Annotated in this window: 2 protein-coding genes; one reads left to right on the top strand and one right to left on the bottom strand. The window is 68.2% G+C overall.

Annotated elements, in window-relative coordinates; genetic code table 11:
* The coding region (locus tag QCN29_RS36725) for a DUF4291 family protein (protein WP_279933594.1) at positions 1-180 on the top strand (180 nt) is incomplete at its 5' end.
* A gap of 107 nt (positions 181-287) precedes the next feature.
* Here QCN29_RS36725 and QCN29_RS36720 read toward each other — a convergent pair.
* Positions 288-780, bottom strand: a 493-nt coding sequence (locus QCN29_RS36720; RefSeq protein ID WP_279933593.1) for a tetratricopeptide repeat protein, incomplete at its 5' end; no start/stop codon positions are given.

Here is a 780-nt window from a genome sequence, read left to right as displayed (position 1 = left end):
GGTGAGGCCGTACGACGCTACGCAGACGAATGGACGGTCAGCATCCGCGATGTGACGCCACTCGCCCACGAGATCCACGCCCTCGTCAACGGTGGTGACCTGGACCCCGCCACCCGACTGCTGCCCCAGGAACGCCCCTACCCCAGTGGAGACGAGCTTCTTGCTCACCTACGCGGATAACGGACCGCTCCACCCGGCAGTGCGAAGGCTGTCTTGCGAGAGGTTGCGAGAACGGAGATCAGGGGCAAACCGGACATGGTCCGGTGGGGGGCCGCGGTCTCTCAGAACTACTCATTTCTGCGAGCCGGGTCGTTCGCTGCGAGCCATACCTGGATGTCGCTCGCCTCCCGTAGACGCCCGAGCCTGAGGAGCAGGTCCGCCTGCAAGGCCAGCACAGCGCGGAGTGGTGAAAGGAACCACGCAGGTACAGCGGCCACAAGCCTGCGGTAGATCTCTACCGCTTCCCCCGTAGCACGCAGCGCTCCAGGTAGGTCCTGCTGTGCTTCATGCCTCACCCATGCCCAAGCAGTCAGCGAGCGCGCGAGGTCGGGTTCGTAGGCGGCTGGGTTGCCCGCCGCCAGCCGACGCCGGATCTCCACCGCCTCCTGGGTGGCGGTCAGGGCCTCGTCCCGCCGCCCCACCTCCGACAGCCGGTTGCCGAGGTTGGACAGCGAGCCGGCGAGGTCGGGTTCGTAGGCGGCCGGGTTGCCTGCGGCCAGCCGACGGTAGACATCGACCGCCTCCTGGGTGGCGGTCAGGGCCTCGTCCCGCCGCCCCACC

Origin of the sequence: Streptomyces chengmaiensis (genome assembly GCF_029846775.1) — a bacterium.
In the GTDB taxonomy this organism is placed as follows: domain Bacteria; phylum Actinomycetota; class Actinomycetes; order Streptomycetales; family Streptomycetaceae; genus Streptomyces; species Streptomyces chengmaiensis.
This window is presented reverse-complemented; position numbering and strand designations above follow the sequence as displayed.